Origin of the sequence: Pararhizobium capsulatum DSM 1112, assembly GCF_030814475.1 — a bacterium.
Classification (GTDB): domain Bacteria; phylum Pseudomonadota; class Alphaproteobacteria; order Rhizobiales; family Rhizobiaceae; genus Pararhizobium; species Pararhizobium capsulatum.
Genome location: NZ_JAUSVF010000001.1, coordinates 1647891 through 1672401 on the forward strand (window position 1 = coordinate 1647891; position 24511 = coordinate 1672401).

Consider the following 24511-nt stretch of genomic DNA (forward strand, 5'->3'; position numbering starts at 1 on the left):
CCGTGGCCGCCCGGCGGAACCGGGCGGCAGCTTTTTCAGAGCTGCTCAAGCATCGCAGCGGCACCAGACACTGTGGCCTGACCCGGACTTTCCTCGACGTTTACGGATTTCACCACGCCGTCCTCGACCAGCATGGAATAGCGCTTGGACCGAACGCCGAGCGTGCCGGCGGAAAGGTCGATATCCATGCCCAGCGCCTTGGTGAAGGCGGCGTTCCAGTCGGAGAGGAAATGGATCTTGCCCATGCCGCCGGACGCGGTCGCCCAGGCGCCCATGACATGAAGGTCGTTGACGGCAACGACGGCGATGTCATCGACGCCGCGGGCGAGGATAGCGTCACGATTTTCCAGAAAGCCCGGCAGGTGGTTCAGCGAGCAGGTGGGCGTGAAGGCGCCGGGAACTGCAAACAGCACGACCTTCTTGCCGGCAAACAGCTGATCCGTGGTGATCTCGACCGGGCCGTCGGCGGTCTTTTCCTTGAAAGTAGCGGCAGGCAGCTTGTCTCCGACGGAAATGGTCACGGGGTCTCTCCCTTTGAGAATGTTCAGAATGGCAGGCGTCGTCCGAAGCCGACGGGTTGATGGGAATATAGATTCGCGTCAATCAAAGGCAAGCGCGGTTTCGATGCTGCGGTCGCCTGAGGTGACGACGACCAGAACCGAGCCACTTTTCAGCGCTCCGCCCGAGGTCGGGGGCTTCACGGGAACTTTGGCAAGGATCGTTCCGCCATCGGTTATGGAGATGGCCGTCTTGCCAAAACCGAAGCCGGGCGGGCCGGCAACGAATATCTCCGCTGAGGATGGGTCGGCGCCTTCCGGAAGCCCAACGTCCATGCTCAATGTCGCGACCTTCGGGTCGTACGCCGCCGAAGCCACCTTGAAGCTATCGTCGGGTTGTGCCGGTAGGGCTGCGACGGCAGCGTCGATCCGGGCGCGTTCCAGCGGATTTTCCACCAGCCTTTCCGGCAGGGAAACCTTCAGCGCCGCCTGGACGGGTATGCAGATGTCCTTGCAGATGCCGAGGAAGACCGATGCATCCAAAGCAAGGTCGCCGGGACGGTTGCGCTTGAGCGTCAGCGGCAAGGCGACGGAATGGTCGTAGCCGACATAACGAACGATTCCATCGTCAAAAGTCTGCGGCGGAGGGAAGCGGATGCCGGAGAAATCGATGCCGCCGGCGGCATCGATCGTCACCTCGGGCGGGATGCCACTTGCGCCCGGCTCGCGCCAATAGGTCTTCCAGCCGGGTTTAAGTCTTATGTCGAGGATGGCGGGGATATTGCCATCGGCCTGAGGCTTTGCGGCGACGATCCGCACCTCTCCGCCCTCGACAACCGTCCACTCGCTGCTCGCAGCTTCGCTTGGTTTTGCAAAAAAATATCCGGCAAGGGTTGCCAGCACGAGGAAATGCGTCACATTCTGTAGAAGACCACTGCGTTTCATGACGGTGACGATTATCGTTTTTGTGAAGCGGATGAAAGGTACCTGCTCCTCCCCATGATCATATTGTGGTGATGGAGGATGCGGTGCGCGGCGGCGTGCAGGACAGAATACCGAGAGTGACGACACGTCTGACTTTGGCTCTGACCGGATAGGCTGACACCATGATGGCGACATTTCAGAAAAAGCGCGAACGCGGCCAGCTGGACGGACATTTCCTGATCGCCATGCCTGGCATGGTCGATAGCAATTTTGCCCGTACGGTGATCTATGTCTGCGCCCATTCCAGCGATGGTGCGATGGGTTTCATCCTGAACCGGCCCCAGCAGCTGACCTTTACCGATGTGCTTCGCCATCTGGACATCATTGACCAGGATGAGGCGATACGCCTGCCTGACAAGACGCGCCGTTTCCAGATCCAGTCCGGCGGTCCCGTCGAGACCGGGCGCGGCTTCGTGCTGCACTCCGACGATTACCTCAGCACCTCCAGCATTCCCGTCAGCGACGAGATCTGCCTGACGGCGACGCTCGATATTGTTCGCGCCATATCGCGCGGCGAAGGTCCCGCCCGGGCAACCATGATGCTTGGTTACGCAGGCTGGGGAGCCGGGCAGCTGGAAAACGAAATCGCCAACAACGGCTGGCTCAACTGCCCGGCAAGCGAAGATCTGATCTTCGATCGCGACTTCGGCGACAAGTACGATCGTGCCCTGGCCTTGATGGGTGTAGCGCCGGCCATGCTGTCGATGGACGCTGGTCACGCCTGAGGTTTGTTCCCTCAGGGTGTCAAATTTCTTTTACAAAAAAGCCCGGAACATTTTCCACCCGTTCCCGTTTTCCAGTGGCACGACATGACGAAGCGCGCATGTCGAAAGACCAAGGAGAATGATAATGGGCAGCACGTCCGACAAGATTTCCGGCGCCGCAAATCAGGCAGCTGGCAAGGCAAAGCAGGCGGCCGGCAAAGTAACCGGCAACGACAAGCTGCGTGCCGAAGGCAAGGGCCAGGAAGTCAAGGGCAAGGTCCAGACTGCTTCTGGCAAAGCCAAGGACGCCGTAAAGGGCGCCGTCGATCGCATGTAATCCGTTTCCGCCGCAGTCCGCGTCATAAGACGTGGACCGTGGCAACGAGGTGCGCAACCAGCTTCTGTCCTGACGGGTTCAACTGGATGGGAGACTATGCGCCGATGCCCGCTGTGCCTTGTGCCAGCGGGCATTTCTTATGTTGTAACGTGATGTATGATCCCCGAAAACTTATCCTTGATTATGCCAGGGCGGACCCACCTCCATGAGACTTTATGCCTGTGAGAACTGCGGAAACTCCATTCATTTCGACAATCGCACCTGCATTTCCTGTGGTTCGCAACTCGGATTTTCCTCTGAAAGCCTGCTGCTTCATGCGCTTCAGCCGGTCGATGGTGGATGGAAGACGATGTCGTCCTTGCCGCAGAGCGTGTTTTTTTGCGCCAATGCGGCCCATGATATCTGCAACTGGCTTGTGACGGCGGGTGACGGCAACGCCTACTGCGTCGCCTGCCGGTATAACCGTATCGTGCCGGTCACGGACAACCCGGAAGGCCTGGAGCGCTGGCAGAGGATCGGGCAGGCGCAAAGGCATCTGTTCTATTCTCTGCTGCGCTGGAGACTTCCTATTCCGGGGCGCGATATCGATCCGCAGGGGGGCCTCGTCTTCGATTTCCTGGCGGATGAAGTTGATGCGAACGGCAATGTCATCCCGGCAATGACCGGGCATGAAGACGGGCTCATCAGCCTGCGCGCGGCGGAGGCCAACGACGCGACGCGCGAAAGCGTGCGTGTCTCGATGGGCGAACCTTATCGCACTCTGCTTGGGCATTTTCGCCACGAGATCGGTCATTTCTATTGGGGACAACTGGTAAGGGATGACGATACCCTTGCGCTTGCGCGGCAGCTCTTCGGCGACGAGCGCGAGGACTATGCCGAGGCGCTGCAGCGCAACTATGAGCAGGGGCCTCCAGCAGACTGGCAGACACGCTTCATCAGCACCTATGCCAGCTGCCATCCGGCGGAGGATTTCGCCGAGTGCTGGGCGCATTTCTGCCATATCGTCGATACGCTGGAAACGGCGCGCTCCTTTGGCATCTCCACCGACCCGCGCCGCCACGAAGATATGGCAGCAGAAGTCGATTTTGATCCTTATCGCGCCCATGACGCGCAAACGCTGGTGGATGCCTGGATCCCGCTCAGCGTCGCGCTCAACAGCCTGCAGCGCAGCATGGGGCAGGCCGACAGCTACCCCTTTGTGCTTTCAGCGTCGGTGGTGGAAAAGCTGAATTTCATCAATGCTTTGATACAGCGTGCGGGCAATCGCCAGTATTCTTTAGGCAATAGGCAATAGGCAATAGGCAATAGGGATTAGGGCGGCAGTAGAAAAGATTGCCTGCCGGAAGAAGCCAGTTCGAAGCGTTCCTCAACTGCCTACTGCCTAAAATCACGCCCTCTTCATCAACGGAAATCGTTCCTTCAGCAGCCGCTGAATGGAATCTGCTCCGATCGGCGGGCCGAAGAGGAAGCTCTGGCCGAAGTCGCAACCCATCTGGGCGAGTTGCACGGCATCCTCCTCCGACTCGATGCCTTCAGCAACGACCTGCATCTCAAGCTCCCTCGCCATGGTGATAACGGAGCGCAGAAGGATGGTGCGCTTGTCGCTTGAATCCTTGACCAGTGCCTTGTCGATCTTGATCGTGTCGAAGGGGAAGCGAGTGAGATAGGCAAGCGAGGAATGTCCCGTGCCGAAGTCATCCAGTGCAAGCTTCAGGCCGGCGTCCTTCAGTTTTTCGAGAACAAGCCGCGCCTGTTCCGGATTTTCCATCACGAGCGATTCCGTCAGTTCGATCCGGATCTTCTGTGGGTCGCAGCGGTTCTTGGTCAGGATCGCGCGAATATCGTCGTAGAGATCGTTGTTGAGAAGCTGCGCGCTCGACAGGTTGACGGATACGAAGATCGGCAGGTCGCCGGTCTGAAGTTGCCATTCGTTGAGGTCGCTTGTAGCGCGCTCAAAGGCAAACAGTCCAAGTTCACTGATGAGATCGCAGCTTTCTGCAACCGGGATGAATTCCGACGGCGAGATATTGCCGCGCTTGGGATGATCCCAGCGCATCAGGGCCTCGAAACCGGCGATCTCGGCGTCTTGCAAGCGCACGATCGGCTGGTAGACGAGGCTCAATTCTTTACGCTCGATGGCGCGCTTCAGGTCATGTTCCAGCTGCATGCGATCCGTGCCGGAGGTGCGGAACGCCGGCCGGAAGGGCTCGACCCTGTTGCCGCCGGCCTTCTTGGCACGGAACATCGCAAGCTCTGCGTCATCCAGCAGGATGGCGGCATTCTCCTGCTGATCCACCCAGGACACGAGACCGATCGAGGCCGTGAGGTTGACTTCGCGGTTGCCGAAGGAGAGCGGCACCATGATCGCCTTCGACACGGCATCGGCGAAATCGGCAACTTTTGCAGGGTCGCGCTCGGACATCAGGATCAGCCCGAAAGCATCGCCACCCAGACGCGAGAGTGTGTCCTGCGGCTTCAGGAGCCGGCGCAGGCGACGGGTCAGGGCAATCAGGATATTGTCACCGGCAGCTATGCCGAGCGTATCGTTCACGGACTTGTAGCGGTCTATGTCGATGGTGATGACGGTCGGGCGAACGGAATTCGAACCCGAGGCCAGCGAGAGAATCGATTGCAGACGATCGAGGAAGACCTGGCGGTTTGGAAGGCCGGTCAGATTGTCGTGCATCGCATTGTGCAGCAGTCGGTCGATCGAATTCTTGTGTTCCGTGACATCGACGATTGTGCCGACGCAGCGGATGATTTCGCCATTGGCGCCAAGAACAGGCCGGGCACGGATGGACAGCCAATGATAGTGGCCGTCTTCGGCGCGGATGCGGAATTCATGGTTCAATCGGCCGCGACGATGCTCCAGAAGAACGTCGAGCGTGGCGCGGAAGCGATCGCGGTCGTCGGGGTGGAGGCGCGGCAGCCAGTTGCGGGCCGGGCCATGCATGCTGCCCGGCGAAAGTCCGAGCTGGGCGGAGATATCGGGAATGGTCACCACGCGGTCGCGCGCCACATCCCAGTCCCAGACCGTATCGCCCGAGCCGGTCAGCGCAAGCGACTGGCGTTCGAGATCTGAGAACAGACCCTGGCTATAGGCGCCACCGGCGAAGGCGTGCTGCATCACCGTAAAGCCGATCAGGAGCACGATCAGAACGAGGCCACCGCCAAGAGCGGGCTGCACGATGTCGTTGGAGAGCTGGCCGGTAACCGTCAGCCAGGCGCCGAACAGCCAGACAAGGATGAGCAGCCAGGCCGGAACGAGCAGGATGGCGCGGTCATAACGATTGAAGCCGAGATAGGCGATCAGGATGATGCCGGCCGTACCGGTCAACGCAAAGGAGAGGCGGGCAATACCGGCAGCGATCGCCGGGTCGTAGATGGCGACGCCGAAGAGCAGTCCAAGGCCGAGGATCCAGGCGAGCGTCGCATAGGACAGATGCTGGTGCCAGCGGTTGAGATTGAGATAGGTGAACAGGAAGACCACCAATCCCGCCGCAAGGAACACCTCGGTTCCCGCTCGCCATATTCGGTCGTCGCCGGCCGTCACGCTGATCAGTTTCGAGAGAAAGCCGAAGTCGACGCAGATATAGGCCAGCACCGCCCAGGCCAAGGCTGCCGTCGCGGGCAGCATCGAGGTGCCCTTGACGACGAAGAGAATGGTCAGGAACACTGCCAGCAGGCCGGCGATGCCGAGCACGATGCCACGGTAGAGCGTGAAGGCGTTGACGGTATCCTTGTAGGAGTCCGGTTCCCACAGATAAATCTGCGGCAGCTCAGGTGTGGCAAGCTCCGCAACGAAGGTGATGACCGAGCCGGGGTTGAGCGTGATGCGGAAGACATCCGCCTCTTCACTCGGCTGCCGATCCAGCGCAAAGCCTTCGCTGGGCGTGATCGAGAGGATGCGCTGCGAGCCGAGATCCGGCCAGAAAAGCTTCGAGTTCACCAGCCGGAAGTGGGGCGCGACGATGACGCGGTCGATCTGTTCTTCCGAAACATTGGCAAGCGCAAAGACGGCCCAGTCGCCCTGGTGGTTATCGGCGCTCGAGCGAACCTCGATACGGCGAACGATGCCATCGGTTCCAGGAGCCGTCGAAACCTGGAAGGCTTCGCCGCGACCGGTATAGATCTCCGTCGTCGCGGTCAGATCGAGCGCGGTGTCCTCGCGGGAAATTTTCACGGGCTCGATCGCCAGTGCCTGACTGGCCCACAGGATTGCGAACATGGCAAGGACAAGCGCCATGATCCTCTGGACCGGCAAGGGGAGGGGCAAGCGGGTGAACGTCATCAAATACTCAAATTCCTGGCTGGCGCGCTTTCCTGCGAGAGGAGGGAGAACATCAGGTGATCTCGCCAATGTCCATTGATCTTCAGATATTCCCGCAGGTAGCCTTCGCGCTGAAACCCGACCTTTTCAAGGAGCCGGATGCTTCTCTGGTTCTCGGGAATACAGGCTGCCTCGACCCGGTGCAACTGAAGGCTTGAAAAGATATAGGGGAGAGCAAGGCGCAGCGCCTGTTCCATATGGCCCTTGCCGGCATGACGCTCACCCATCCAGTAGCCGATCATGCAGCATTGGGCGACCCCGCGGCGGATATAGCCGATGGTCAGGCCGCCCAGAAGCTCGTTTTCGGCGCGTGAGAGGAGAAACAGCGGTACGGCCTGCCCGGAGGAAAATTCCTGTTCGTTGCGGATGACGCGTGTGCGAAAGGCGCTTTCCGTCATTTCATCCGCCCGCCATGTCGGCTCCCAGGGCTCCAGGAAAGCGCGACTTTCGCTGCGTAGCTGGAACCATTGCCGGTAGTCGGAGGTCTTGGGCAGCCGCAGGATATAGCTGGCGCTTGCAATCTCGACCGGGTCCGGTTGCCGTGACAGAAACCGAAAGACCGATCGTGTCATGTAAGCCTCCGCGGGCGAGCCGGAATGTCGATGCGCGCCGCTTCGGCTTTTAGCCGGCGGCCGCGCGGGGATGGTGGGTGCCGTTCGATAGCGCTCCCAGAATGTCGTCCATCGGCGCCAGCTTGTCTACAGGGCCGATAGCCGACAGGGTCGGGATTGTATCGAAGAACAGCCGGCCGGCGAGATCCTTGAGCCGTTCGATGGTGATGCCTTGCAGACGCTCCATCAGTTCCTCATTGGGGATCGGGCGGCCATAGAGCATCATCTGGCGGGCGATCTGGCCGGCGCGGGCAGCGGGGCTCTCCTGTCCCATCAGAAGTTGGGCGCGGATCTGGGCGCGGGCGCGATCGATTTCCTGCTGGTCGATCTGCATCGACGACTTGCGCAGTTCCTCGATGATGACAGGCATCAGTTCCGGCAGGTTCTCGCCGCCGGTCGCCGCATGCACGCCGAAGATGCCGGTATCGGAAAAGCCCCAATGGAAGGCGTAGACCGAGTAGCAGAGGCCACGATGCTCGCGCACTTCCTGGAACAGGCGGGACGACATGCCGCCGCCGAGGATGTTGGCGAGGATCTGCGAACAGTAGAAATCACGGGCGTGATAGGCCTTGCCCTCGAAGCCGAGCAGCACCTGCGCGTCCATCAGGTCGCGGCTCTCGCGCACGTCGCCGCCGATATAATGGGCGGGCTGGGATGCTTGCGGGCCGGCCGCGACTTCCGGCAGGCTGGCGAAACGTTCTTCTGCCTGTCGCACGAAGCTGTCATGGTCGATTGCACCGGCACCAACAACGAACATGCGATCGGTCGTGTAGTTGCGGGCGAGATAGGCGCGGATCTGGTCCGGGGTGAAGGAGAGCACTGTTTCCGGCGTGCCGAGGATCGGGCGACCGATCGTCTGGTTGGCAAAGGCGGTTTCGGCAAACCTGTCGAAGACGACGTCGTCCGGCGTATCGTTGGCAGCGCCGATTTCCTGCAGGATGACCTGCTGCTCGCGTTCGAGCTCCTCGTGATCGAAGGAGGATTCGGTGAGGATATCGGCAAGGATATCGACCGCCAGCGGCACGTCGTCCTTGAGGATGCGGGCGTAATAGGACGTGGTTTCGGTCGATGTCGCGGCGTTGACCTCGCCGCCGACATTCTCGATCTGCTCGGCGATATCGCGCGCCGAGCGCCGGGCCGTGCCCTTGAAAGCCATGTGTTCGAGAAGATGGGCAATGCCATGTTCTTCATTGGTTTCGTCACGCGAACCAGACTTGATCCACACACCGAGGGCGACACTTTCGAGGTGCGGCATGGTCTCGGTTACGACCGTCAACCCGGATTTTAGCCGAGTGCACTCAACTTTCATCGTCTGTCTTTCTGCGTTCTAATTCCGGATGCGCGCATGCTCGTTGACGAAAGTTTCAACGATCTTAAGCTCGGGCTCCAGGATATCGAAACGCTCCTCCCTGACCATCAGGTCAGCAAGCCACGTTGGAAGCGCCGGGTCAATACCGCTGGCTGATTTTACTGCGGCGGGGAATTTTGCCGGATGGGCGGTGGCAAGCGTCACCATGGGCGAACCTGGCTTTTCGTTCTTGGCCGCGACATGCACGCCGATGGCGCTGTGCGGATCGAGCAGATAGCCGGTTTCGGCAAGCACCGACTTGATCGTGCCTGCCACGTCTTTCTCGGTGGCGCGACCGGCGCGGAACTCGCGCTTGATCGCCTTCAGCGCCTTTTCCTCGATCTCGAAAGCGCCGGATTGCTTGAGGCCTGCCATGGCGAGCCGCACCTTGGAGGCATCGCGATCATAGGCTTCGAACAGCAGGCGCTCGAAGTTCGAGGATATCTGGATATCCATCGAAGGCGAGGTCGTGGCCTTCACCGCGCGCATCTCATAGCGGCCGGTCTTCAACGTGCGGGCGAGAATGTCGTTGTCATTGGTGGCAACGACCAGCCGGTCGATCGGCAGGCCCATTTTCTTGGCGACGTAGCCGGCGAAAATATCGCCGAAATTGCCGGTCGGCACAGTGAAGGAGATCTTACGATCCGGCCCGCCGAGCGCAACCGCGGTCGTGAAGTAGTAGACGACCTGGGCCATGATGCGGCCCCAGTTGATCGAATTGACGCCCGAAAGCGCCACGCCATCGCGGAACGGGGTGTCGTTGAACATCTCTTTGACGAGGTTCTGGCAATCGTCGAAATTGCCCTTGATCGCCAGCGCATGCACGTTCGAAGCGGTGGACGTCGTCATCTGCCGCTGCTGCACCGGCGAGACCTTGCCTTCGGGGAACAGGATGAAGATATCGGTGCGATCGCGCCCGGCAAAGGCGTCGATCGCCGCCCCGCCAGTGTCGCCCGAGGTGGCGCCGACGATGGTGGCGCGCTCGCCGCGCTCCGCCAGCACATAATCCATCAGCCGCGCGAGCAGCTGCATGGCGACATCCTTGAAGGCAAGCGTCGTACCGTGGAAAAGCTCAAGCACGAAGCTGTTCGGGCCGGTCTGCACCAGCGGCGTCACGGCCGGATGGCGGAAGGTCGCATAGGCCTCATCGATCATCGTCCGGAACTTGTCATCAGCAATTTCGCCATCGACGAACGGCGTCAGGACTGCAAACGCGACTTCCTGGTAGGACTTGCCGCGCAGTGCCCGGATTTCCTTTTTCGTCAGCGTCGGCCAGTGCTTGGGAACATAAAGGCCGCCATCACGGGCGAGCCCGGCCATGAGCGCATCGCAGAAGCCGAGGGTAGGGGCTTCGCCCCGCGTCGAGACATACTTCACCGTTACCATCCTTCGTCATACATTCGCCGCTCCGCGGATGCGACCACATTAGACAAGCGACGCGCGAACCACGGTTCTCTTTGCGTCAGCCTCTGGCAAAACCACCAAAAACGTGCATTTCCAATCATCTGGCGATTTGCCGGAGACTTCGCTCTTTGCACCCTGGGTACCGGTCGAAATTTTGAGCGGCCGCACGGATTCACCAATCGATTTTTCAATGCGCCGCTGCTATAGACCATCGCCAAGGGTCTTGAAAGGCCCAGTTGCGGCTTGTTTCGTCTGTCGGACAGAGCGTGATCCGGCCCGCAGCGCCAATGACGGGAGTTGCGGCGCTTTGCTCCTTGCGAGCATGCCGCCATGCGTAAAGCAGAGGGTTCAGTTACGTGATCGGTAAAGTCTCCAGCCGTCTTCTCGGCATTTCTCTCCTTCTCATCGCAGCAGGCTGCAACAAGACCGATACCGGCGGCGCCATCGACGCCGGCGGCAGCGCGGTGGCACCGACCCCGGCGGTCATCCAGGGTGCCTGCCCGAAGGTCTTCCTGCTCGACGGCACCGCGATCCATACCAGCTACGCGGGTGCCAAGGACGATCCGACAAAACTCGTCTACCAGGCGACGCTGGTCGATACGACCCGCCAGTGCGTGCAGAACGAATCGCAGCTCGTCATGACCGTCGTCGTCCAGGGTCGTGTCGTGTCCGGTCCCGCCGGTAGCGCCGGCACCATTAACCTGCCGATCCGCGTTGCCGCGACCGATGGCGAAAACACGCTGTTTTCAGAACTGACGCAATATCCGGTAACGATCCAGCCGGGAGCGGGCGCAAGCCAGTTCCTCTTCACGAAGGCCAACATCGCCCTCCCGGGCGGCGCCGGCTCCTTCGCCAAGGTTTATGTCGGTTTCGACGAAGGCCCGCAGGCTAAGAAGAAAAAGTGAGCTGAAACCCGCCGGATGCAGATTGCCTCCACACTCCCCGTCATCCTCGGGCTTGCCCCGAGGATCCACGGCTCGGAGCATGGATGGTCGGGTCAGGCCCGACCATGACGGAAGCTGGGTTTTCTACCCAACAAAAAAAATCCGGCATCAGTTATAACGCCGGTTTTTATGCCTGAAAAAGGCTGATACGTCTTAAGCGCTCATCGTTTCCGACCATGCGGCAAGCGCCTCGATCGTGCCGGCAAGTGCGCTCATGCGTGAAATCACGGTTTCCGCGCCGGCATCCGTCAGATGATCGGCGTGCGACGGATAGGTGTGCGAGGCGCCGGTAAAGCCGACGACGCGCATGCCGGCGGAGCGGGCGGCGTGAACGCCATGCACCGAATCCTCGATCACCAGCACCCGCGACGGATCGATGCCGAACTGTTTTGCGCCGTGCAGGTAGATGTCCGGCTTGGGCTTTACCCGGTCTTCGCCGAGATCGCGGGCCGAATAGATATGCTTGCCGAAGAAATCCTTGATGCCGAGCTTGCCGAGCATCATGGCGAGCCGTTCGGACGTCGAGTTGGAGCAGATGCCGTGCGGCAGCGTCAGCCCGGCCAGCATCGGCCGTACGCCGTCGATGATCTTCACATCACGCGCCAGGCGCTTGTCCAGAACGTCGTCATGGCGGTTGAGCAGCGAGGCCGAAAGCGGGATGTCCGCTTCCTTTTCGATCTGCAGCAGCGTGTTGTGCCAGGTCATGCCGGCAAAACGTTCGGCCATCTCTTCAGTCGAGATCGGGAAGCCTGCTTCCGTCAGAAGCTCGGCTTCGACTTCGGCGGCGATGACTTCGGAATCGACGAGCACGCCGTCGCAATCGAAGAGGATGAGATCGATGCTGTTCATGGAGATAGGTATCCTTTGGGAAGACCGCCGCCGTTTACACGATGCAGCCGCAAAGCTCAACCGCGGGAAGTGGATGGCTGCCATGCGCGGCGTGAGAGTTCTCCGGAGATGTCAGGCGAGGGTCGCCTGTGGCACGGCGAAGAGGTCCAGAAACGTCTGCTCGCCGGTCCGGGTAAACTGGATGCGCCGGCTTTCGGCCTCGCGTTTTGCCCAGCCCCTGTCGAGAAACAGGTTCAGCAACGCCTCGCCCAGAGATCCGGCAAGATGCGAGCGTCGTTCGCTCCAGTCGAGACATGTGCGGCAAAGCGGGCGACGACGCTTCGTCAGTGCCTCCAGATCGATGCCGAGCGCGGTCATGCGGCTGCGGCCGACCACTGTCAAAGTCAGCTCGTCATCCGTTTCGGTGACGATCTCTTCGGCGATCAGGCTGTCGAGCATGCGCACGCCATAGTCACCGGCAAGATGGTTGTAGCAGACGCGCGCCTTGCGCAGCGAAGGGTCCTTCGGCCCAAGCCGCTGGCGCAGCAGGCCACGGCTTGCGGCAAAGCCCATCAGGCTTTCCAACAGCTGCCCCACGTCGTCGTCAAACAGCGAAAAATAGCGGTGTCGGCCCTGCTTGCGCTGCCGCACGAGCTTCCCTGCTTCCAGCTTGGAGAGATGCGAACTGGTGGTCTGAAGGGTAATTCCGGCAGCCCCCGCAAGCTCAGTCGGGGTCAATGCCTTACCGCTCATCAGGGCGGTCAGCATGTTGGCGCGGGCAGGGTCACCGATGAGGGCGCCGATCTGGGCTATGTCCGGTCCTTCTTTCATAGTTCGACCGTAACCGAAGCATCGATTACATTCAAGATGGCAGAAGGGATCATCGAAAGCGAAAGGACAAACGATGATCACCTGTTTCATCCGCTATGAGATCGACCCGTTCAAGCGCGAAGAGTTCGGCCAGTATGCCCGCGCCTGGGGTCAGGCGATCCCGCGTTGTGGCGCTGATCTCATCGGCTATTTCGGCCCCCACGAGGGCTCGGCAACGACCGCCTACGGCGTCTACAATATCGAAAGCCTCGCCGCCTACGAGGCCTACCGCGCCCGCCTGCAGGCCGATCAGCTCGGCGCGGAAAACTATCAGTTTGCCAAGCGGGAACGCTTCATCCTGAAGGAGGATCGCATCTTCCTGAAAAATATGTCGCTGCCGCATGTAGAAAGGATCAAGCCATGATCGCCGTGATCTTCGAAGTAACGCCGGCTCCCGGCCGCCGCGATGTCTATCTGCATCTTGCCGCGCAGCTTCACGCGCGGCTCAAGGACATCGACGGCTTCCTGTCGATCGAGCGTTTCGAAAGCCTGGTGACCCCCGGCAAGATCCTGTCCTTGTCCTTCTGGCGCGACGAGGAGGCCGTGCGGCAATGGCGCAACCTCTCCGAACACCGCGGCGCCCAGGAAGCTGGCCGCCACGGCGTTTTCGCCGACTACCGTTTGCGCGTGGCAAGTGTTCTCAGGGACTATGGCATGAACGAGCGAGAGGAGGCGCCGGGCGATAGCCGCCAATGGCATCTGTCGGCCGTGCGCTAGAGAAATCGAGGCAGCCAAACCGTCATCAGAAAACCTTGATAGCGGATTTTTCGATGTCGTCCTTCAGGCGTGGGTGAAGCCCGTCCCGTGTCGTGATGTCCACCGCTGTTTTCAGTTTTTCCTCAAGGAGCAGCTTGATGCTCATGAGATCCAGGGCGTTAAAGCGGCTGGATGCGTCATATTCGATGAAGATATCGAGGTCGCTTCCAGCTTTTGCCTGGTCGTTCACCGTCGAACCGAAAAGATAAAGGGCGGTAGCTCCCATAACCCGAACGGCTTTCGCGTTCCTTGTGAGCTGGGCGATGGCTTCGTTTCTGAGCATGCTATCGAGCATGCTATCCAAGATAGCGTAAGCTTGCATACTCCGCCATTGCCGATCGAGATTTTCGTAAATGTTGGACGGAGTTCAGCTTTTGGTAACCAACTTCGGTAACCATAAGAGGTGAAATCAGTTCCGAGTAAGCGTAAGAGCGAGTTGTCCATGTCCTTTGTTGTTTCGCCGGCCGATATTTCTCGCGCCGCCCGCCCGTCTGGCTGGCTGGATACCATCATCAAGGGCGACTGCGTTGCTGCGCTCGAAGCCCTTCCCGATAACTCCGTCGATGTCGTCTTTGCCGATCCGCCGTACAACCTCCAGCTCGGCGGCGCCCTGACGCGCCCGGACCAGTCGCTGGTCGATGCCGTCGATGACGAATGGGACCAGTTCGTCTCCTTCGATGCCTATGATGCCTTCACGCGCGCCTGGCTGCTCGCCTGCCGCCGCGTCCTGAAACCGACCGGCACGCTCTGGGTCATCGGCTCCTACCACAACATTTTTCGCGTCGGCGCGACCTTGCAGGATTTGAATTTCTGGATCTTGAACGACATCATCTGGCGCAAGACCAACCCGATGCCGAACTTCAAGGGCCGTCGGTTCCAGAACGCCCACGAGACCCTGATCTGGGCCTCCCCCAGTGCCAAGGGCAAAGGCTACACTTTCAACTATGATGCCCTGAAGGCCTCCAATGATGACGTGCAGATGCGCTCCGACTGGCTGTTCCCGATCTGCTCGGGCGGCGAGCGCCTGAAGGGCGACGACGGCAAGAAGGTGCATCCGACCCAGAAGCCGGAAGCGCTTCTCGCCCGCATCCTCATGGCCTCCACCAAGCCGGGCGATGTCGTGCTTGATCCCTTCTTCGGCTCCGGCACGACCGGCGCCGTCGCCAAGCGCCTCGGCCGCCATTTCGTCGGCATCGAGCGGGAGCAGGATTATATTGATGCCGCTGCCGAGCGCATTGCCGCCGTCGAACCGCTCGGCAAGGCGACGCTCTCCGTGCTGACCGGCAAGAAGGCCGAACCGCGCGTTGCCTTCAATACGCTGATCGAAAGCGGCCTGATCAAGCCGGGTACGGTACTGACCGATGCGCGTCGCCGCTACAGCGCCATCGTGCGTGCCGACGGCACCATCGCAAGCGGTGGCGATGCCGGCTCGATCCATCGGCTCGGTGCGAAAGTTCAGGGGCTCGACGCCTGCAATGGCTGGACGTTCTGGCACTACGAGCAAGGTGACGAACTGAAGCCGATCGACGATCTGCGCTCGATCATCCGCGCCGACATGGCCAAACTGAACTGATTTCGAATAGGGTTCCCTGCCCAAACACCAAAGCCATCATGCGTCAAGCATGGTGGCTTTGGCGTTTTCAGGCTTTGAAGAGGAAGATGCGCAGGGCGCTCAGACGAGCCCATCCGGCTTCATGAGGGTGTCGAAGCAGGCCTTGCAGTAGCCAAACCGATACCCCTGCGTCTGCCAGGGCTCGACAGGCGCATTGCAGTCAACGCAGTCGATGATCCAGCGCTTCGGACTTTCTCCGACATGGGCCGAAAGGCTTCGGTTCGCGGGATTCTTCCATGTGTCGGGATCGGAGTTCATCGCACCACCTTTCCTGTCGCCAGGAAACGAACATCTGAAGGAGACTATTTCCCATTTACCATAAGATTTTATGGTTTTCACGAGTTTTGATACGCTTTTGAAAGGACGGTCTAAAATACCGAGCAGGCTGCTAAGAGCTTCAATCTTTTAGAACAATTTAACCATCCCTCGCCTATTCTTCAGGCAGGCGAACAACCGTCTGATCAAGCATTCGGCCCGCTGTCGTGTATCGCATGAGTTCCCCCGTCAGAAATCATTCAGACCGGACCCCGTGTGCAGGATACGATTTGTGTCCGGCTCGTCGCGCCTGCCAAGGCAGCGGCCGTCCGGAAAGGATGCGGCCGAAGGGTTTCCGACGGTAAACGGATGGCTTTCTTCCGGTTTTAGTACCTTCAGTCCCGGGGGAACGCTAAAACGCCCAGAATTCCGAGAGGAGTTCTGGGCGTTTCTCTTTGGGGGGCTCCGCGAAAAAATATCGGAACCGCCACGCCATTGCTCTGCAGAAGAGGGGGTACCCTCGTGCTTAAAGGAAGAAGTCGTCGGCATACATCTTGGTGACGCCGCTCATCTTGATTTCGAAGTCGGCCCGGCCGTCGCCGTTGGTGTCGCCTGAGAGGATGCCGCTTGCGAAGCGCAGTTCGCCGGCCTTGCTGTGGAAGGACTGGCCACCGATGAAGCTGAAATCCTGGTTGCCGCTGCGTCCCGTGTTGGCGTCGATCGTGTGCAGATCCACGACATCATATTCCGAGCGGTGGAAGTCGGCGATGATATCACGCGACGTGCCGCGGCCGATTTCGCTCACCGAATTGAAGTCGAACGTATCAGTGCCGCTGCCGCCGTGCAGGTAGTCGCTGCCGGTGCCGCCGATCAGGATGTCGGCCCCCGAGCCACCATAGAGATCGTCATTGCCGGAACCGCCCCAGAGGTCGTCATCGCCACCCAGGCCTTCCAGCAGATCGCTGCCGCCGCGGCCCTTCAGCACGTTACGGCCGTTGCTGCCGGTGATATTGTCGGCTGCATTGGTGCCGGTGGCATTCTCGATGCTGATCAGGTCTTCATAGTGACCCTTGGTTGTCGAGGCCTTCTTGCCTAAGAGGTCGATGGTCACGCCCTTGCCGCGCTGCGAAGCATAGTCGTCCTGCATCTCGTAGCTGATCGTGTCGATGCCGGAGCCGCCGTTGAAGGAATTGTCGAAGCCAACCGAGAGGAAGGTGTCGTTGCCTCCGTCGCCGTAATAGACACTGTTGAGGGTATCGACCTCGAAACGGTCATTGCCGTCGCCGCCGTGAACGATGTCGTACTCGCCCTTGGCGCCCGCGCGGATGTCGGCAATGTAGAGGTCGTTGCCGCTACCGAGATAGATGTCGTTGCCACCTTCGAAGTAGTTGACGACCTTGTCGTAGCCTGCTCCGGCGCTGACATAGTTGTTGCCGCCGTAGGAATCCGTGCGGTTCAGATAAATGTCGTCATCGCCGTCATAAGCGTAGATTTTCACCGCCACATACTTGTTCTGGACGATGTAATCGTCGTCGTCGGTGCCGTAGATGGTAGCCATGGAACAATGCCTTTCGGTGGGAAACGCTGAACTCTATGGATGCGATCATGCTGCCAGGAAGGTGAATGATGGCTGAACCGATTGGGGCGCTTTGGTGATTTCACGAAGGGCTTTTCATGGCCGGAAACGATCTAAGCCAGCGCGTCGTAATCCGTCACCTCGACATTAATGACCTTGCCTTCGGGATTGAAGGTGATGGTCTCTTCGCCACGTCGGCTGAAGGGTGCTCCGGTCGAGGCGCTGGTCGCCTTCAGGCTCCAGACGGCGCGCGCGGCAAAAGGCGAGACCTGCTCGATCAGGCTGTCTTCCGCTACCTGATCCGGATACTCGTCAAAATAACGCCGGAAGGCAGCCATGATGGCATCGCGACCCGCAAGTCCGCCGACCTTGCCCGACGAATAATGTGCATCCTTGACGAAGAAATTCTCGATCGTTGCAAAGTCGAGTTCGTTGATCGCATGGTGAAAACGCGCGGCAAGCGCACAAGGGTCGATCGTCATGGAGTGTTCCTTCAGGCGAGCAGGCCGTAGAGCGTCAGGTCGGCCTTCAACGTCTGCGGGTCGGTGAAATGAACGGCATGCCAGCCGGCCGTACGGGCGCCGACCACATTGGGCATGCTGTCGTCGATAAAGAGTGTCGCTGAAGGTTCCAGCCCGAAGGTGCGGGCATGCAGCTCATAGATAGCGACATCGGGCTTGATAACGCCGGCATCGCCCGAAACCGTGACGCCGCGGGGCAAGGTCAGGAACGGGAACAGCTTCTGGGCTTCCTTGAATGTGTCGGAGGCGAAGTTGGTCAGCAGCGTCACGTCATGACCCTGCGCAATCAGTCCCTCCATTATCGAGACGCTCTCGACATAGGCATGCGGCACCATCTCGTTCCAATGCTTGCGAAAGGCGCGGATGTTTTCGACGTGATCGGGATGCCTGGCGATCAGCAGCTCCTCGGCTTCCACCCAGTCCCGCCCGCGATCCTGCTCCAGGTTCCAGTCATGGGTGCAGACATTGGCGAAGAACCAGTTGCGGTCTGCCTCATCGGGGATCAGCCGGCTGAAGGGCACATTGGGGTCGTAATGGATCAGCACCTTGCCGATGTCGAAGACGATATGGCGGATGTCCGCCCTGGATTTTTCCAGGCTTTTTTCGGCACTCATGTCGGCACGTTCCTCGGTTTCGTCACCCGGGCCGGCCGGAAGGCGTCCGGTATAGCCTGGGCGATTGCCTTTTTCATGACGGTGGGCAGCGCCTGATCCTTCAGCGTTTCCGCCGCCTCCCACCACGCATTGCCCGTCGCCGGGTCGCCGTTTCGCTCGAAGCGGGCCGCGACATTGGCCCGATAGACCGACAAGCGCAATTCAAAATGCGTAAAGATATGAATGATTGCGCCGCAAGCTTCCCACTCGGCATCGAAGGGGCGGCTGGCTGTCGTCGTATCGCCGTCGATGCGCGCGGTCCATTCGGTGCCGGGCACCTCCGTCATGCCACCGAGCAGGCCGGTATCGCCGCGCTTGCGCAACAGGACCGAACCATCAGGCCGGATGGCGACGAAGGCCGCGCCGACGCGTACCGGTTTTTCCTTCTTCGCCGCCTTGCGCGGAAAGGTCTCGGGATCTGCGGTTTTCAGAGCAAGACAGTCCTCATTCAGGGGGCAGAGAGCACAGGCCGGACGCTTTGGCGTACAGATCGTGGCACCGAGATCCATCAGGCCTTGCGCGAAATCGCCCGGCCGCTCTTCCGGCGTCATCTCGCCAACCAGCGCCCGCAGTTCCGGCTTTGCCGCCGGCAGCGGTGTTTCGACCCTATAGAGACGAGAGAAAACACGCTCGATATTGCCGTCGAGAACCGCGCTCCTGCGACCGAAGGCGATGGCGGCGATGGCAGCTGCCGTATAGTCACCAATGCCCGGCAACGTTTTGAGGCCTTCCTCGGTATCGGGAAAGATGCCGCCGTGCTGCGTGGCGACGACCTCGGCGCATTTCTTCAGGTTGCGGGCGCGGGCATAGTAGCCGAGCCCCGCCCAGGCCTTCATCACCTCTTCGGTGTCGGCCCTCGCAAGATCGGTGACCTCGGGCCATAGCCGCAGGAATTTTTCGAAATAGGGTTTGACCGCCTGCACCGTCGTCTGCTGCAGCATCACTTCGGAAAGCCAGACATCATAGGGGCGGGGCATGATGCCGCTTCTTGCCATTGGCGGCGAGACGCGCCAGGGCAGGTCGCGGTGGTGCCGGTCATACCAGGCCAGAAGACATTGCGCGGTGTGGGCCGCTGGAGATAAGGAGAGCATGATTTGCCGGGAGATTGATTTGTCGCCTATACTTGGTCGACCCGCCGACCTCCTTCAAGGCCTATTCGAAGTGGACATCTGCCCGTGAAAGAACCATGGCGCCCCAGGGGTGCCCGCCAGATCAGCGAAGTCGCCAATGCCCTGATCGATCCGGTGCTCGCCAAGCGCGCCGGTATCAGCACCTTGCTGCTCGGCTCCTGGGACGAGATCGCCGGTGAGGATTTCGCCGATTGCACCCGGCCCGAAAAGATCACCTGGCCACGCCGCGCCTCCGAGATCGTCGATGGCAGCGGCCATCAGCCTGGCGTGCTGATTGTCGCCTGCGAGGGCGCGCGTGCGCTGTTCCTCACCCATGCACAGGGCGAACTGATCCAGCGCATCAACGGCTTCTTCGGCTTCCCGGCCGTCAACCAGCTGCGCATCGTCCAGAAGCCGGTTTCCCAGCCGCCGAAACATCGCGGCAAGCCGCGTCCGCTGACCGGCGAGAGGGCGCGCCATCTGGAGGGCATGGTCGAGGGCATCGAGGACGATGCGCTGAAGCAGGCGCTGACCCGTCTCGGTACGGCGGTCATGTCGCCGCATCGACGCTGAGCCTTTCTCCGGAATTTATGTGCAATCGCTGACATATGGCCATCGGCTGGTCACAATTCTTTGAACCTTGGTGAGGTTCAAGCCCTTGTGACTGTCCTCAAGGCGCGTTATCGCAGTTTCGACCATTTCCTCACATCAGGTGTTCCATGTTCCTTTCTGAAATGAGCCCTTTCAAGCGCCTCCTGGGCGGTGTCGCCGTTGCCGCGGTCGCCCTGACGCTCGCTGCATGCAGCGACGAGAAGAAGGACGCCGCCGAAACCGCCAAGCCGACCGAGACCACCGACACAGCGACCAAGACCGAGGTCAAGCCGGGCGACAACATGATGACGTCGTCGACGATGGCGTCCAATACGATGGCACCCTCGACCATGGCCAGCACGCCGATGACGGCAGCCGCCGAGCAGGCCAAGCCCGCAGGCGAAACGCAGGTCGCCCAGGCCGCAGCGCCCGCCGCCAAGGCCGAGTTGCCGCAGTCGGAAGGCGAAATCGACGTTGCCAAGTTGATGGAGCCCGGCGCGCTGCCGGAAATGGCGCTCGGCAAGGCCGATGCTCCGGTTACAATCGTCGAATACATGTCGATGACCTGCCCGCATTGCGCCCGCTTCCACAACGAGACCTTCGAGGCCATCAAGGCGAAGTACGTTGATGGCGGCCAGGTGCGCTTCATCGTGCGCGAATTCCCCTTCGACCCGCGTGCTGCCGCCGCCTTCATGCTGGCGCGTTGCGCGCCGGAAGGCCAGTATTTCCCGATGGTCTCCATGCTCTTCAAGCAGCAGGAACAGTGGGCCGCATCCAAGAACGGCCGCGACGCGCTGCTGCAGATGTCGAAACTCGCCGGTTTTACACAGGAGAGCTTCGAGGCCTGCTTGACGAACCAGAAACTTCTGGATGATGTGAATGCCGTAATGCAGAAGGGCGCCAAGGACTACGGCGTGGCCGCAACGCCGACCTTCTTCATCAATGGCAAGAAATACTCCGGAGAAATGTCGGTTGACACCATGTCGGGCCTTATCGACTCGATGCTCTAAGGTTTCCCTGTTTTTCGGAAGCGGGCGCATTGTTGCGCCCGTTTTTTTGTTTGCGGAGCTTGATCGATGAGATTCACCAAGCTGCGTCTCCTCGGCTTCAAATCTTTCGTCGAACCCTCCGAATTCGTCATCGAACGGGGCCTGACCGGCGTTGTCGGGCCGAATGGCTGCGGCAAGTCCAATCTGGTCGAAGCGCTGCGCTGGGTGATGGGGGAGAACTCCTACAAGAACATGCGCGCGTCCGGCATGGACGACGTGATTTTTTCCGGCTCCGGCAATCGCCCCGCCCGCAACACCGCCGAAGTCGGCCTCTATCTCGACAATTCCGACCGCACCGCTCCCGCCGCCTTCAACGACAGCGACGAAATCCAGGTCACCCGTCGCATCGAGCGTGAAAACGGCTCCGTCTACCGCATCAACGGCAAGGAAGCGCGCGCCAAGGATGTGCAGCTTTTGTTTGCCGATGCATCCACCGGCGCTCGCTCTCCGTCGATGGTGGGGCAGGGGCGGATCGGCGAACTGATCGCCGCAAAGCCCCAGGCTCGTCGGCAATTGCTTGAAGAAGCCGCCGGTATTTCCGGCCTGCATTCCCGCCGCCACGAGGCGGAACTGCGGCTGCGCGGCGCCGAGACCAACCTGGAGCGACTCGAAGACGTCACCTCGCAGCTGGAAAGCCAGATCGAGAGCCTGAAGCGCCAGTCGCGTCAGGCAAACCGCTTCAAGATGCTGTCCGCTGATATCCGCCGCCACGAGGCGATGCTGCTCCATATCCGCTGGGTGCAGGCCAAGGAGGCGGAAGCCGAGGCCGACAGCCAGCTCAACCAGATCACCTCACTGGTTGCCGAAAAGGCGCAAAGCCAGATGGAGGCCGCCAAGAACCAGGCGATCGCCAGCCTGAAGCTGCCGGAGCTGCGCGAGGCGGAAGCCCGCGCGGCGGCGGCCCTGCAGCGCCTGCAGATCGCCAAGTCGCAGCTGGAAGAGGATGCCGGCCGCATCCTGCGCCGCCGCGACGAGCTGCAGCGCCGCCTTGCCCAGCTTGCCGAAGATATTTTTCGTGAAGAGCGCATGGTTGCCGATAACGCCGGCATCCTCGCCCGCCTTGATGCGGAAGAGGCAGAGATCAACGATATTCTAGGTGAAGCGGGTGATCGCGCCGAAGAAGCCCGCGAGCGTCTGGCCGACGCCAGCGACCGGCTCAACGATAGCGAACGCGCACTCTCCCTGCTGACCGGCGAACGCGCAGAGGCCATGGCAACGCGCAATCAGCTGGAAAAGACGATCCGCGATCTTTCCGAACGGCAGATGCGGCTTGCCCGGCAGCTTGCTGATCAGGCCCGCGATCTCGATGCACTCGATAGCCAGATTTCGACCCTGCCGGACCCGGAGCAGAAGCGCGAGGACGTCGAGGCGGCGGAAGTGGCGCTGGAGGCCGCTGAAGCCATTATCGTGGAAATCGAGGGTGCTCTTGCCGAAGCCCGTGCCGCCGAAGTTGCTGCCCGCCCGCCGGTCGACATGGCCCGCGCCAGGTTGAACGGCATCGAAACGGAAGCCCGCACCATCCGCCGCATGCTGGAGGCTTCGAGCCAGCAAGGCACGGCCCCACCGGTTGTCGATGCCATGGTCGTCGATCGCGGCTTCGAGACAGCGCTGGGCGCCGCGCTTGGTGACGATCTCGATGCGCCGCTCGATCCGGCCGCGTCAGCCCATTGGCGCATGCCCGGTGATACCAGGCTCGACCCGGTCTTGCCGGGTGGCGTCCAGCCACTATCGGCACATGTAAAGGCCCCGGCGGAGCTTGCCCGCCGCCTGCGCCAGATCGGTCTGGTTGATGATCTGGCCAGCGCCGAAGCCTTGCAGAAGGAATTGAAACCCGGCCAGCGGCTGGTGACGCGTGACGGTGCCGTCTGGCGATGGGATGGCCATGTGACCGGTGCGGATGCACCGAGCGCAGCAGCGCTGAGGCTAGCCCAGAGAAACCGGCTGGAAGAGCTCGACGAAGAAGCCGAAAGTGCCCGCGATCTGCTCGATGCTCGCGAAGCGGACCTTGCCGCCGCCGCCATCCGCATCCGTGCTGAGGACGAGCGGCTGCGGCTTTCCCGCGATGAGCAGCGCCTGATCGCGCGCCGGCTTGCCGAGGCCCGCGACGCTCTGGCTGCCGCCGAGCGCGCCTCGGGCGATCTCGTGCGCCGTCGCGCCGTTCTCGCTGAGACCCGCAGCCAACTGGAGCTGCAGAATGAGGACGTCGCCGATCAGATGGAGGAGGGGCGGGCGGCCCTAGAAGAGCTTGCCGATCTCGGTGATCTCGAACAGCGCGTTTCCAGCCAGACCGTGGCCGTCACGCTTGATCGTGCCGCCGTGGTCGAGGCCCGCTCGATCCATGACGGCCTTGCCCGCGAAAACGAATCCCGCCAGCGCCGCCTGACGGCCATTGCCGGCGAGCGCCAGACCTGGAGCGAGCGGGCGAAAGGTGCACAAGACCATATCGAGACCCTGCGCGACCGCGAGGCCGAGGCCCGCGAGGAAGCCGAAGAACTGAACGACGCCCCCGACGCCTTCGACGACAAGCGCCGCGCCCTGATGAACGAACTCAGCAAGGCCGAAGCCCTGCGCCGCGAAGCGGCGGACGAATTGGCGCTGGCCGAGACCCGCCAGCGCGAGGCCGACCAGCGCGCCGCGACCGCGCTTTCGGAACTGGCGGAAAACCGCGAGAAGCGTGGCCGCGCTGAAGAGCGTCTGGTGTCCAACCGCGAGAAGCGGCTTGAGATCGAAGCCCGTATCCGCGAAGCGCTGTCCTGTGCGCCACATGAGGTGATGCGGCTCACCGGCCTTGCCGTCGATGCCGCGCTGCCGGACGTGCGCAACATCGAGCGTGAGCTGGAGCGGCTGAAGATCGAGCGAGAACGGCTGGGGGCAGTTAACCTGCGCGCCGAGGAAGAGCAGAAGGAGCTTTCCGACAAGCTCGACGCGATGCTGAAGGAGCGCGAGGATGTCATCGATGCGATCCGCAAGCTGCGCTCGGCGATCCAGAGCCTCAACCGCGAAGGCCGCGAGCGTTTGCTCGCTGCCTTCGATGTCGTCAATGCGCAGTTCCAGCGGCTGTTCACCCATCTCTTCGGTGGTGGCACGGCCGAGCTGCAGCTTATCGAAAGCGAGGACCCGCTTGATGCCGGCCTCGAAATCCTCGCGCGCCCGCCGGGCAAGAAGCCGCAGACCATGACGCTGCTGTCTGGCGGCGAGCAGGCGCTGACGGCGATGGCGCTGATCTTCGCCGTGTTTCTCACCAATCCGGCGCCAATCTGCGTGCTGGACGAGGTGGATGCACCGCTCGACGACCACAATGTCGAACGCTACTGCAACCTGATGGACGAGATGGCGGCCTCCACCGAGACCCGCTTCGTTATCATCACCCACAATCCGATCACCATGGCCCGCATGAATCGCCTGTTCGGCGTCACCATGGCGGAACAGGGGGTATCCCAGCTGGTGTCGGTCGATCTACAGACGGCCGAACAGCTGCGCGAAGCTGTGTAGAATTTCGTAGCGTAGGGCTCGATATCCAAACCAGCTTGCC

The 24511-nt window shown here is 61.0% G+C and carries 24 protein-coding genes; 10 read left to right on the forward strand and 14 right to left on the reverse strand.

From position 1 onward, the window contains the following. Window positions 1–35 precede the first annotated feature (35 nt). On the reverse strand, window positions 36–521 hold the full coding sequence (locus QO002_RS07840) for a peroxiredoxin (RefSeq protein WP_307228368.1): 486 nt from the start codon (window positions 519–521) through the stop codon (window positions 36–38). A gap of 78 nt (window positions 522–599) precedes the next feature. Then, a complete protein-coding gene (locus QO002_RS07845; protein WP_307228370.1) occupies window positions 600–1442 on the reverse strand; it encodes a protein-disulfide reductase DsbD domain-containing protein in 843 nt (280 codons plus the stop codon). Between the two features lie 161 nt (window positions 1443–1603). On the opposite strand from QO002_RS07845, the gene QO002_RS07850 reads away from it, so the two are divergent. From QO002_RS07850 to QO002_RS07860, 3 genes are all read left to right on the forward strand, one after another. After that, entirely contained in the window at window positions 1604–2206 is a 603-nt protein-coding gene (locus QO002_RS07850) for a YqgE/AlgH family protein (protein ID WP_370878463.1), read from the forward strand. A gap of 124 nt (window positions 2207–2330) precedes the next feature. Then, on the forward strand, window positions 2331–2522 hold the full coding sequence (locus tag QO002_RS07855) for a CsbD family protein (RefSeq protein ID WP_307228372.1): 192 nt from the start codon (window positions 2331–2333) through the stop codon (window positions 2520–2522). A 205-nt stretch (window positions 2523–2727) separates the two neighbouring features. Continuing rightward, a complete protein-coding gene (locus QO002_RS07860) occupies window positions 2728–3816 on the forward strand; it encodes a zinc-binding metallopeptidase family protein (protein WP_307228374.1) in 1089 nt (362 codons plus the stop codon). A gap of 93 nt (window positions 3817–3909) precedes the next feature. On the opposite strand, the gene QO002_RS07865 is transcribed toward QO002_RS07860, so the two are convergent. Genes QO002_RS07865 through thrC form a run of 4 tightly spaced genes read right to left on the reverse strand, consistent with a single transcriptional unit; the run spans window position 3910 to window position 10197 of the window. Further along, window positions 3910–6813, reverse strand: coding sequence for an EAL domain-containing protein (locus QO002_RS07865; protein WP_307228376.1), 2904 nt, complete (start codon window positions 6811–6813; stop codon window positions 3910–3912). Continuing rightward, window positions 6813–7424 (reverse strand): GNAT family N-acetyltransferase, encoded by a 612-nt coding sequence (locus tag QO002_RS07870; RefSeq protein ID WP_307228378.1) that lies wholly within the window; start codon window positions 7422–7424, stop codon window positions 6813–6815. The genes QO002_RS07865 and QO002_RS07870 overlap by 1 nt, the downstream gene beginning before the upstream one ends. Window positions 7425–7473: 49 nt before the next feature. Further along, entirely contained in the window at window positions 7474–8772 is a 1299-nt protein-coding gene (locus QO002_RS07875) for a M16 family metallopeptidase (RefSeq protein WP_307228381.1), read from the reverse strand. An 18-nt stretch (window positions 8773–8790) separates the two neighbouring features. Further along, window positions 8791–10197, reverse strand: coding sequence for a threonine synthase (gene thrC / locus QO002_RS07880; RefSeq protein WP_307228383.1), 1407 nt, complete (start codon window positions 10195–10197; stop codon window positions 8791–8793). A gap of 374 nt (window positions 10198–10571) precedes the next feature. Here thrC and QO002_RS07885 point away from each other — a divergent pair, with 374 nt between their 5' ends. Then, window positions 10572–11120 carry a hypothetical protein gene (locus tag QO002_RS07885; RefSeq protein WP_307228385.1) on the forward strand — a complete coding sequence of 183 codons (549 nt, stop codon included), beginning with the start codon at window positions 10572–10574 and terminating at the stop codon, window positions 11118–11120. A gap of 192 nt (window positions 11121–11312) precedes the next feature. Here QO002_RS07885 and QO002_RS07890 read toward each other — a convergent pair whose 3' ends face one another. Continuing rightward, complete coding sequence (locus tag QO002_RS07890; protein WP_307228387.1) at window positions 11313–12008, reverse strand: HAD family hydrolase; 696 nt, start codon at window positions 12006–12008, stop codon at window positions 11313–11315. A gap of 111 nt (window positions 12009–12119) precedes the next feature. Next, window positions 12120–12818 carry an ArsR/SmtB family transcription factor gene (locus tag QO002_RS07895; RefSeq protein ID WP_307228389.1) on the reverse strand — a complete coding sequence of 233 codons (699 nt, stop codon included), beginning with the start codon at window positions 12816–12818 and terminating at the stop codon, window positions 12120–12122. A gap of 73 nt (window positions 12819–12891) precedes the next feature. Here QO002_RS07895 and QO002_RS07900 point away from each other — a divergent pair, with 73 nt between their 5' ends. Further along, window positions 12892–13221 carry an NIPSNAP family protein gene (locus tag QO002_RS07900; protein WP_307228391.1) on the forward strand — a complete coding sequence of 110 codons (330 nt, stop codon included), beginning with the start codon at window positions 12892–12894 and terminating at the stop codon, window positions 13219–13221. Then, complete coding sequence (locus tag QO002_RS07905) at window positions 13218–13574, forward strand: antibiotic biosynthesis monooxygenase family protein (protein ID WP_307228393.1); 357 nt, start codon at window positions 13218–13220, stop codon at window positions 13572–13574. The genes QO002_RS07900 and QO002_RS07905 overlap by 4 nt, the downstream gene beginning before the upstream one ends. 25 nt (window positions 13575–13599) lie before the next feature. Here the strand turns inward: QO002_RS07905 and QO002_RS07910 are convergent, their stop codons facing one another. Beyond that, the gene (locus QO002_RS07910; protein ID WP_307233233.1) at window positions 13600–13896 is read right to left on the reverse strand and encodes a nucleotidyltransferase family protein; all 297 of its coding nucleotides are present in this window, start codon (window positions 13894–13896) and stop codon (window positions 13600–13602) included. Between the two features lie 159 nt (window positions 13897–14055). Here QO002_RS07910 and QO002_RS07915 point away from each other — a divergent pair, with 159 nt between their 5' ends. Then, window positions 14056–15186 (forward strand): site-specific DNA-methyltransferase, encoded by a 1131-nt coding sequence (locus QO002_RS07915; RefSeq protein ID WP_307228395.1) that lies wholly within the window; start codon window positions 14056–14058, stop codon window positions 15184–15186. A gap of 99 nt (window positions 15187–15285) precedes the next feature. On the opposite strand, the gene QO002_RS07920 is transcribed toward QO002_RS07915, so the two are convergent. The 5 genes from QO002_RS07920 to mutY all read right to left on the reverse strand — a co-directional run bounded on the left by QO002_RS07920 (window position 15286) and on the right by mutY (window position 19321). After that, window positions 15286–15483: a hypothetical protein gene (locus QO002_RS07920; protein ID WP_307228397.1), complete on the reverse strand. Its 198-nt coding sequence runs from the start codon at window positions 15481–15483 to the stop codon at window positions 15286–15288. 523 nt (window positions 15484–16006) lie between these two features. Beyond that, window positions 16007–17038 (reverse strand): calcium-binding protein, encoded by a 1032-nt coding sequence (locus tag QO002_RS07925; RefSeq protein WP_307228400.1) that lies wholly within the window; start codon window positions 17036–17038, stop codon window positions 16007–16009. Between the two features lie 131 nt (window positions 17039–17169). Next, window positions 17170–17538: a nuclear transport factor 2 family protein gene (locus QO002_RS07930; protein WP_307228402.1), complete on the reverse strand. Its 369-nt coding sequence runs from the start codon at window positions 17536–17538 to the stop codon at window positions 17170–17172. 11 nt (window positions 17539–17549) lie between these two features. Continuing rightward, window positions 17550–18191: an HAD family hydrolase gene (locus QO002_RS07935; protein WP_307228404.1), complete on the reverse strand. Its 642-nt coding sequence runs from the start codon at window positions 18189–18191 to the stop codon at window positions 17550–17552. After that, on the reverse strand, window positions 18188–19321 hold the full coding sequence (gene mutY / locus QO002_RS07940; RefSeq protein ID WP_307228406.1) for an A/G-specific adenine glycosylase: 1134 nt from the start codon (window positions 19319–19321) through the stop codon (window positions 18188–18190). Before mutY ends, QO002_RS07935 begins: the two co-directional genes overlap by 4 nt. An 84-nt stretch (window positions 19322–19405) precedes the next feature. On the opposite strand from mutY, the gene QO002_RS07945 reads away from it, so the two are divergent. From QO002_RS07945 to QO002_RS07955, 3 genes are all read left to right on the forward strand, one after another. Next, window positions 19406–19912: a DUF721 domain-containing protein gene (locus QO002_RS07945; protein WP_307228408.1), complete on the forward strand. Its 507-nt coding sequence runs from the start codon at window positions 19406–19408 to the stop codon at window positions 19910–19912. Between the two features lie 146 nt (window positions 19913–20058). Continuing rightward, a complete protein-coding gene (locus tag QO002_RS07950; RefSeq protein WP_307228410.1) occupies window positions 20059–20940 on the forward strand; it encodes a DsbA family protein in 882 nt (293 codons plus the stop codon). 66 nt (window positions 20941–21006) lie between these two features. Beyond that, the gene (locus QO002_RS07955; RefSeq protein ID WP_307228412.1) at window positions 21007–24471 is read left to right on the forward strand and encodes a chromosome segregation SMC family protein; all 3465 of its coding nucleotides are present in this window, start codon (window positions 21007–21009) and stop codon (window positions 24469–24471) included. The last annotated feature ends 40 nt before the right edge of the window (window positions 24472–24511 follow it).

Bases quoted from the DNA above. Each gene is read 5' to 3' on its own strand.
- QO002_RS07925 (WP_307228400.1), bottom strand. From the start codon at position 17,038: ATGGCTACCATCTACGGCACCGACGACGACGATTACATCGTCCAGAAC.
- QO002_RS07855 (WP_307228372.1), top strand. From the start codon at position 2,331: ATGGGCAGCACGTCCGACAAGATTTCCGGCGCCGCAAATCAGGCAGCT.
- QO002_RS07860 (WP_307228374.1), top strand. From the start codon at position 2,728: ATGAGACTTTATGCCTGTGAGAACTGCGGAAACTCCATTCATTTCGAC.
- thrC (WP_307228383.1), bottom strand. From the start codon at position 10,197: ATGGTAACGGTGAAGTATGTCTCGACGCGGGGCGAAGCCCCTACCCTC.
- QO002_RS07915 (WP_307228395.1), top strand. From the start codon at position 14,056: ATGTCCTTTGTTGTTTCGCCGGCCGATATTTCTCGCGCCGCCCGCCCG.
- QO002_RS07845 (WP_307228370.1), bottom strand. From the start codon at position 1,442: ATGAAACGCAGTGGTCTTCTACAGAATGTGACGCATTTCCTCGTGCTG.
- QO002_RS07850 (WP_370878463.1), top strand. From the start codon at position 1,604: ATGATGGCGACATTTCAGAAAAAGCGCGAACGCGGCCAGCTGGACGGA.
- QO002_RS07900 (WP_307228391.1), top strand. From the start codon at position 12,892: ATGATCACCTGTTTCATCCGCTATGAGATCGACCCGTTCAAGCGCGAA.
- QO002_RS07875 (WP_307228381.1), bottom strand. From the start codon at position 8,772: ATGAAAGTTGAGTGCACTCGGCTAAAATCCGGGTTGACGGTCGTAACC.
- QO002_RS07920 (WP_307228397.1), bottom strand. From the start codon at position 15,483: ATGAACTCCGATCCCGACACATGGAAGAATCCCGCGAACCGAAGCCTT.
- QO002_RS07930 (WP_307228402.1), bottom strand. From the start codon at position 17,538: ATGACGATCGACCCTTGTGCGCTTGCCGCGCGTTTTCACCATGCGATC.
- QO002_RS07935 (WP_307228404.1), bottom strand. From the start codon at position 18,191: ATGAGTGCCGAAAAAAGCCTGGAAAAATCCAGGGCGGACATCCGCCAT.
- QO002_RS07890 (WP_307228387.1), bottom strand. From the start codon at position 12,008: ATGAACAGCATCGATCTCATCCTCTTCGATTGCGACGGCGTGCTCGTC.
- QO002_RS07870 (WP_307228378.1), bottom strand. From the start codon at position 7,424: ATGACACGATCGGTCTTTCGGTTTCTGTCACGGCAACCGGACCCGGTC.
- QO002_RS07910 (WP_307233233.1), bottom strand. From the start codon at position 13,896: ATGCTCAGAAACGAAGCCATCGCCCAGCTCACAAGGAACGCGAAAGCC.
- QO002_RS07895 (WP_307228389.1), bottom strand. From the start codon at position 12,818: ATGAAAGAAGGACCGGACATAGCCCAGATCGGCGCCCTCATCGGTGAC.
- mutY (WP_307228406.1), bottom strand. From the start codon at position 19,321: ATGCTCTCCTTATCTCCAGCGGCCCACACCGCGCAATGTCTTCTGGCC.
- QO002_RS07865 (WP_307228376.1), bottom strand. From the start codon at position 6,813: ATGACGTTCACCCGCTTGCCCCTCCCCTTGCCGGTCCAGAGGATCATG.
- QO002_RS07905 (WP_307228393.1), top strand. From the start codon at position 13,218: ATGATCGCCGTGATCTTCGAAGTAACGCCGGCTCCCGGCCGCCGCGAT.
- QO002_RS07950 (WP_307228410.1), top strand. From the start codon at position 20,059: ATGTTCCTTTCTGAAATGAGCCCTTTCAAGCGCCTCCTGGGCGGTGTC.
- QO002_RS07955 (WP_307228412.1), top strand. From the start codon at position 21,007: ATGAGATTCACCAAGCTGCGTCTCCTCGGCTTCAAATCTTTCGTCGAA.